This window comes from Pseudomonadota bacterium (genome assembly GCA_030859565.1).
Classification (GTDB): Bacteria; Pseudomonadota; Gammaproteobacteria; order JACCXJ01; family JACCXJ01; genus USCg-Taylor.
This window is the reverse complement of record JALZJW010000111.1, coordinates 1-6,650: the sequence shown is the minus strand read 5'-3', so window position 1 is coordinate 6,650 and position 6,650 is coordinate 1. Positions and strand designations below refer to the sequence as shown.

The window sequence follows — 6,650 nt, the reverse complement described above, 5'->3', positions numbered from 1 at the left end:
GAGCGCGGCAATGAAACCGATCGCTGCGGACAAGACCAAGCCTAAAGCGACATAATTTGCTTTCCTACTCATTGCGCAAGGCCTCAGCGGGTGAGGTGCGCGCCATTTTATGGGCAGGATAGAGACCGGCGAGCAGCGCGGCAGTAACCGCAAGCGCTAATCCTTGCAACAAGATGATCGGCTCTATGTGAAGGTCAATGGTCCAGCCAAAAGAGTGCCGGTAGATCACCATGACCAGGGTCGCTGCCACCATGAGCCCGACCGGCAGAGCAATGAGGCCGGCGATGAAGCCCATCAGCCCCGTCTCCCCCACTAGCAGCCCCCAAAGCTGCACCGGTGTCATGCCACAGGCCCTGAGCAAGCCCAGCTCCCGGGTACGTTCCAATTGTAGCGCCATGAGCGCGCTCATCACGCCAACGAAGGCAATGACGGCGGCGAGAACACGTAAGACCTCGGTGATGGCAAAGGTGCGGTCAAACAGTTTCATCGACTGCTCACGTATAGCGCGGCTTAGGCTAATGATCACCCTTTGTTCCGAGGGGATGCGGTTCTGGAGCGTGGTGCGCAGGGTTTCATCATCGATGCCGGGTTGGGCATAGACGCCGATGCTCGTGTAACCACGGTTTTTCCAGAAACGCTCGTAGGTACGGCGGCTTATGGTCACAGTGCCTTGGTCAGAGCTGTAGTCGTAGTAGATTGCCGCGATTACGAAGTCCTGTAAGCCGCGCTCAGTGAGGAGCTGCAAGATGTCACCCTTCTGTCTACCGTGATGATAGGCGAAAGGCTCGGAGACAATCACCGCATCGTCGTGCTCAAAGGAGTTCCACACCTCAGCGGGATTCCCCGCTTTGAAGTGGAATCCGGCATAAGACTCGGGCGCGAGCTCGTAGGCCGCTACGTCAATGATCTCCCCCTGCATCTCGATGCTAAAGCGCCGCACCGTGCTGAGCGCCGCCACACCGGGGGTGCTACCGATACGCGCCTTGAAGTCAAAATCAAATTCAGAGGCCAGTGCCGTGGAGGAAGGCCCTGGGGTGGAAATATACATATCGGCACGCAGGATATTATGTAGCCAACTGGCTACTGCCAAGCGGAAGCTACTGATCAGAAGTCCAACACCGACCGTGGTGGCGATGGCAACCATGAGGGCGGTGATGGCCATTGCCGTGCGGCTCAAGCTGCTCGTGACGTTGCGTGCCGCCATTTTTCCCGTCACCCCTAGCCAACGTGCAGTGAGCGGTTTGAGCGCATGGACACAACCCACCGTCGCTGCGGGGGTGAGGAGGGCGCAACCGAGAATCAAGGCAAACTGGGCGGTAAAACCGAGGACGATGCTTTTACCGGACAGTAGCAAGGTCACGCCTCCTAGGGCCATCACCAGAAGCCCCAAGATAGCCGCACGCGGGATCAGGCGGTTGTATCGAGACTCGAGATCCGAGCGTGATAAAGCGCGCCGCGGTTCGACGCCAGCCGCCTCCCTCGCCGGCGCAAGCGCCACAAGTAGCGTGACACCGACTCCCAAGGTAAGCCCTTTAACCAAGGCCATCGGTGTAAGGATCAGCTCTCTCACTGTGACCACAAAATACATATCGTTAATGGTGCGAGTGACGAGTCGCACCAAGCCTTGTCCGAGCCCAACACCCAACACCAGTCCGCAGAGGGTCCCGATAGCACCGATGACGAACGCTTCGCCTAGTATGATGCGAAACACCTGTGCGCGTGTCACTCCCAAGGTACGCAAGGCGCCAATCAGCTCCCGCCGCCGCACCACAAAAAAAGTCATGGTGTTGTATATCAGAAACGCACTCACCAGGAGCGCTAGTAGGCTCAAGGCGACGAGATTGATGTGGAAGGCCCGGGTCATCTTCTTGGTAGCCTGGCTACGGGTCCCCGCGGTGGTCAGTGTCAAACCCGGTGGCAGGCTACGCTGGACACGTTGGATAACGGCCTCGCCTGGGGGCTCGTCTGCTATCTTAAAGTCGATGTGGCTGAGTTTTCCCGGCATATTGAGGAGGGTCTGGGCCGTGGCGATGTCGGTGATGATGAGATCGTCTAAGGCATGAGGCGAGCTAGCGTCAGTCGGCTCGATCCAGTCGATGATGCGCACGCTGCGGATCAATGAACCTACCTCGATCTTGAGTTCTTCCCCCAGTTGGATACCGAGTCTTTGACCTGTAGCCTGGCTCATGAGGGCGGTGCCCAGCTCAGTGACCAGCCGGTAGACCGTATTGCCGGAATCCTCGGCATCGTCCCGACGTCGGGACTCCCAATACGCCCTGAATGCCGCTTCCGCAAAGGGATCGACCCCAAGGATCTGCAAGGTCTGGCGAGGCTGAGTGGGGAAGGTTACGTAGTCCTGGATGACCGGGGCTACCGGATAGAAACCTTCAGCTACCCTCAAGGTGACGTAAAGCGACTCATCGAGTCCGTCTGGGCCGCCGGTGATCTGGTGAGTAGCTTTGCCCACCACCGCTTCGTAGGTGACGTCAAAGGCGCGTTCCGCGCTTATCCGTGCGAGGTCGACAGAGGTGACTACCGCCACACCCAGCGCGATGCCTAGGATCGCGAGAGCGAGCTGTATGGGTTGATGAATGAGGGAGCGACAACTAGCCTTCCAGAGCAGCGTCATAATCCGCAGTTACTTCTACCGCATCCGACACGATTATGCCGCTCATCGAAAGACCATACAAGAAGCGCTGGCGGTAATCCTGGGCATTTAGGGCGCGCGTGATCTCTTGATAGTCCCTGGGTCCGCGGACCGGGAGAGGCTATAAGTGAGAAGTAATCCCTACATGATCGTGTCAGGCAGTATATTCGGGCTGGTTGCCCTTCACGCCGGAGGGCCTTGTGCGCTGGCGGCAGCTGCACGCAAAACGAGGAGGGAGAGTGAGTCTCGCTTCTCATCCCCTCAGCCTCAACACGCGAGGCAGGTCTTGGAGTTAGAGAATGATCCTAAACTGCTTGACCAGCGGCTTACCTATCATTGCGTCTAGGGGTTGCTTATTCCTTTTATACTGTATGAGTCAGCAGCCCGTAGCTACTTGTTCGGTCAACCAGAGCTTGTTAGCCTGTATTAGGCGAAATCCAAGTCTAGGCCGCCACAGGTGTTTTGAATAGACCATGACAATGCGACATCCAGCAAAACTTGTTCAATGGCAGTGACGGCCGTCTGCTACTGCTGCCTCGCTCCTCTGGCGTGACACCCTCGATGCCACCATGGACGCGATAGCCGTTGTAATAGAGAAGAAATTGGGAGTGACTTCGGTCGCCTGATCGCTAAGCCAGTGCTGGGCGGCTTGCATCATGACTACGCACTTGCGCCGACATGACTAGCGATCATTATTTGCGGACTACAGGTGGTCGGCGCAGGGAGATGAACCGGGTGGGATGAGGTACCGGTTGGCCGTTCGGATTAGAGCGAAGTGCCCCAGCGGGATCGGTCTGGAATTGGCGGAATTAACTTCGATGTCCTTGCCTACCGCGCATCATAATTGACGCCGCTGGATTAGCCGCAACGGCAGAGCTGTCGGGCGCCCTGCGTTTTTTCGTGTAAAGCTAAGAAGGGAGTGGAGAGTCCATGCCGCGTCGTGCAGAATGGGTAATCAACTTGCACTCTTGAAGATCCGGCTCGCCATGGTTTGCAAACCCGCGGAACATGCCCCAGAATGCGCCGTCCACTTTTTTCTCCCGTGCGGTGCTATGCTTGGCACGGTAGCGTTTGGCCTCCGCGGGTCCGGCGTTGTACACCGCGTAGGCCGCGCGGGCAGCATTCTCGCTCTGCCCGGTCTGCTTCGCTTCCTCGATGCCATAGCGTTTGAAATATTGCATCAGGATCTCCGCCCCTGCTCGACCGTTATAGTGCGTATTCCATTTAAGTTGCTGTACATTATAGAAGCCGCGCCACACCCGCGGATTGATCTGCATGAGCCCAAGGCTCCCTGCGGTCGACCTGACGTAGGTGACTTGGTTTTTTTTACGCACAAACTGCCGCCAGCAACTTTCTTTTAGAGCGGTGGCCGGCATCATTGCCCGGTAGATGGTTTGGTAGCCCGCGTCGAGCGCACTGCCTTGCAAGGCCGTACCGGTAATGTGCTCCAGCAATTGCTTCATCACCGCAATGTATCGATCGAGCTCCGAGGTCTCCGGCACCCACCGATCCAGGTGCTTTATTAAGGTAGTGAGCCCGGCATCCTCCGCGCCTGCCGCGTAGGCTGCAGACATCCAATCAATAGCGCTCTCTGGCGCCGGTTCAGGGGCGGCCTCGATACGGATCTCGGGCGGAAGGCCAAAGAGCGTGCGCAGGCCGGGATCAAGCTCGAGGTCGTAATGCAAGGGATCTTCAATCGCCTCGGGTCGCAGCATGCGGGCCAGGCGGCGAAGCCCATCGGCCGAGATCTCGATCCCGAGCCCTGGGGCCGCCCGCTCTAAAGTCACTACTGCATCACCGGCTTCGATAAAGCCCACATAGCGCAGCAATTTGTCTCCCGAGAGCCCGCGTTGCGCGCTCTCCTGAACGATCTCATGCAGGCCTTTCCACGTCTGAACAAAGAGCCGGCGAACCGGGTCACCCTGACTGCGGGGATACAGGCCGGCGAGCAGAGGCAGGACTTGGTAGCGGCTGGCGAGAAGTAGATCGAACAACTTCCCGCGGATAGCCGGGTCGACGAGATCTCCCCCGAAGCCTTTGACGACGAAGACCAGGAACGCATCCCACCTCTCGAACGCCTGTTGATAAGTCTGGATCTCCATAGGGCTCAGCGGTGGTTCAGGATGCGTCGGAGGGGCAGGGGGTCGAACAAAGCGATCCGGCACATTCATGACGAGAGATACCACTAAGCCATGCTCACGTACCTCTACGTTCTTCGGAAAAGCACTATCGAGGATCGCCTTAATCTGAAGCGCCGCAGAGCTTGGAACCCAGACCTTGAGCAGTGATAGAACCTCATCGCGTGGAGGCGCGAGATCGATGCTGAGAGCCATCAATTTCGGGTGAACAAAGCGTTTGGTGACTTCCCATAGCAGGCCTGAAAGCAATCCCTTCTTCCATTGCTCATCATAGAGGCTCGACTCAACGATCTTGAGCTTAAGCTGCCATTCGGGCGTGATCTCGGTTTCCATGAGCGACTCTATATATCCACGCCACTGGCCGGGACCGAGACACTTTTCCAGGACGTCCGCGCCTAGGCTACCTATCCCGTGCGTGGAAAACCGCAATCGCTCACCCTGAGGGCCGAATTTCGGTCGATCCAGGGTCAGGAAGCGGCAGTCGCTCTCGCGCCAGACGCGCGCAATGCCGCCAGGATCGGTATAGACCTGTCTGGCAACCTCCTGGGTGAGCAGATCATAGCGGACTGTCAGTGGAATGGTCATCTCCGCCGCGTGCAAGAGCGTGGAAGCGGCCACTAGGCAAAGCTGGTAGCGAGACGAGCCGCTTTAGTATTCAGCACCATCCGCAGAAGAACCTTCTCGGGGTCGATTCATCGAAGTGTACAGTCAAACGATGTATCAGTGCTATTCGATTTGAGGCGTGCAACTTTCACAAGGTTGACCGGAAAGGGGCCTTGCGGGGAAAGGGTGCTGGTGCGCTCCGAGATTCACCAAAGCACCGCTCAGCTCTGCGTCCAACCTTCCGTCCGAGCTGCTTGGCTTCCTCTGGACGTGGACGATCTGCGCAGCCGTCCGGGATTTATTGGCTGAGGGGAGTCGTGTCGAAATGTCAGCGGGTGCCGGTGCGCCAGTGGGTGATCTCCTTTCCGATCCCGCTTCGCTTGCTGTTCGCTTCACATCCCCGGCTGCTCGCGCCGGTCTTGCAGATCATCCACCGGGTCATTGCGACATTCCCGATCCAACAAGCGGGACTCCAACGTACCGAAGCTGACACCGGCGCCGTCACGCTGATTCTTGGTTAGCTTCAGCAGCGCCCGACTCCACTTCGTCGCCGCTGCGGGGCAGCCTACGCTGAGGCGTTTGCTTGGGATGGTGATCTGGACGCCACCGCAAACCGCCACCGTTTCTGAGGTCGGTAGGGGGTCGAAATACACTGGAAACACCCCGCGCTCGTGTCCAATGCGCAGGTCGGTCAAAAATGGATCCCTTCGAACCGAATCGGTCTGTCGGAAACCACACCGCACGCCGTTGAATCAGTTCGTCTGCTGGCCGACGGATCATGAGGTCGATCGCCTCCTGCGGCAGATATGATGAGTAGAGAGCCGACATGTGTCCCTCGCCCTTCAGTTTGGATTTGGCCGCAATAGGCATGTAGGGCGGCAGCATGGTTGCAGGCCCCACCAAACGAACACGTAGAGGAGCATCATCTTCCTCGTCTTGCCTCACTTCCTGTTCCATTGGTCTAGATTCAGATGTGTGGCGCTTCCTAGTCCTAAGAGCAGGGGGAAGCTTAGGGGCCACCGCCCGTCTGGGGGGATAGGAGGCACTCCGGCTTCAACCTTGATCGTGGGAGCACGGGAAGTCGTCATCAAAAAGTGGTCGGCTAAGTGCCGGAACTTGGCGGCCAACGGCCGAACAATCTTACTCCGTGGTGCGTCAATCGACGAACAGATCGGGCAGCAAATTCTTCGTGCCTGGCACCACCGCATAGCGCGCGAGATCGATGACGCCCTCGGCGGCGAGCACCTCCTCGTCGATGTAGA

General features: G+C 58.0%; 4 protein-coding genes. All 4 read right to left on the bottom strand.

What is annotated here, in order from left to right:
• Positions 1-64 precede the first annotated feature (64 nt).
• Positions 65-2,629 carry an ABC transporter permease gene (locus M3436_15130; GenBank protein MDQ3565395.1) on the bottom strand — a complete coding sequence of 855 codons (2,565 nt, stop codon included), beginning with the start codon at positions 2,627-2,629 and terminating at the stop codon, positions 65-67.
• A 926-nt stretch (positions 2,630-3,555) separates the two neighbouring features.
• Positions 3,556-5,370, bottom strand: a complete 1,815-nt coding sequence (locus tag M3436_15125) for a lytic transglycosylase domain-containing protein (protein ID MDQ3565394.1) — start codon at positions 5,368-5,370, stop codon at positions 3,556-3,558.
• 410 nt (positions 5,371-5,780) lie between these two features.
• On the bottom strand, positions 5,781-6,083 hold the full coding sequence (locus tag M3436_15120) for a hypothetical protein (GenBank protein MDQ3565393.1): 303 nt from the start codon (positions 6,081-6,083) through the stop codon (positions 5,781-5,783).
• 460 nt (positions 6,084-6,543) lie between these two features.
• Positions 6,544-6,650, bottom strand: a 107-nt coding sequence (locus M3436_15115) for a short chain dehydrogenase (GenBank protein MDQ3565392.1), incomplete at its 5' end; no start/stop codon positions are given.

Excerpts from the sequence above, each read along its gene's own strand:
- M3436_15125 (MDQ3565394.1), bottom strand. The coding sequence starts at position 5,370 with ATGACCATTCCACTGACAGTCCGCTATGATCTGCTCACCCAGGAGGTT.
- M3436_15130 (MDQ3565395.1), bottom strand. The coding sequence starts at position 2,629 with ATGACGCTGCTCTGGAAGGCTAGTTGTCGCTCCCTCATTCATCAACCC.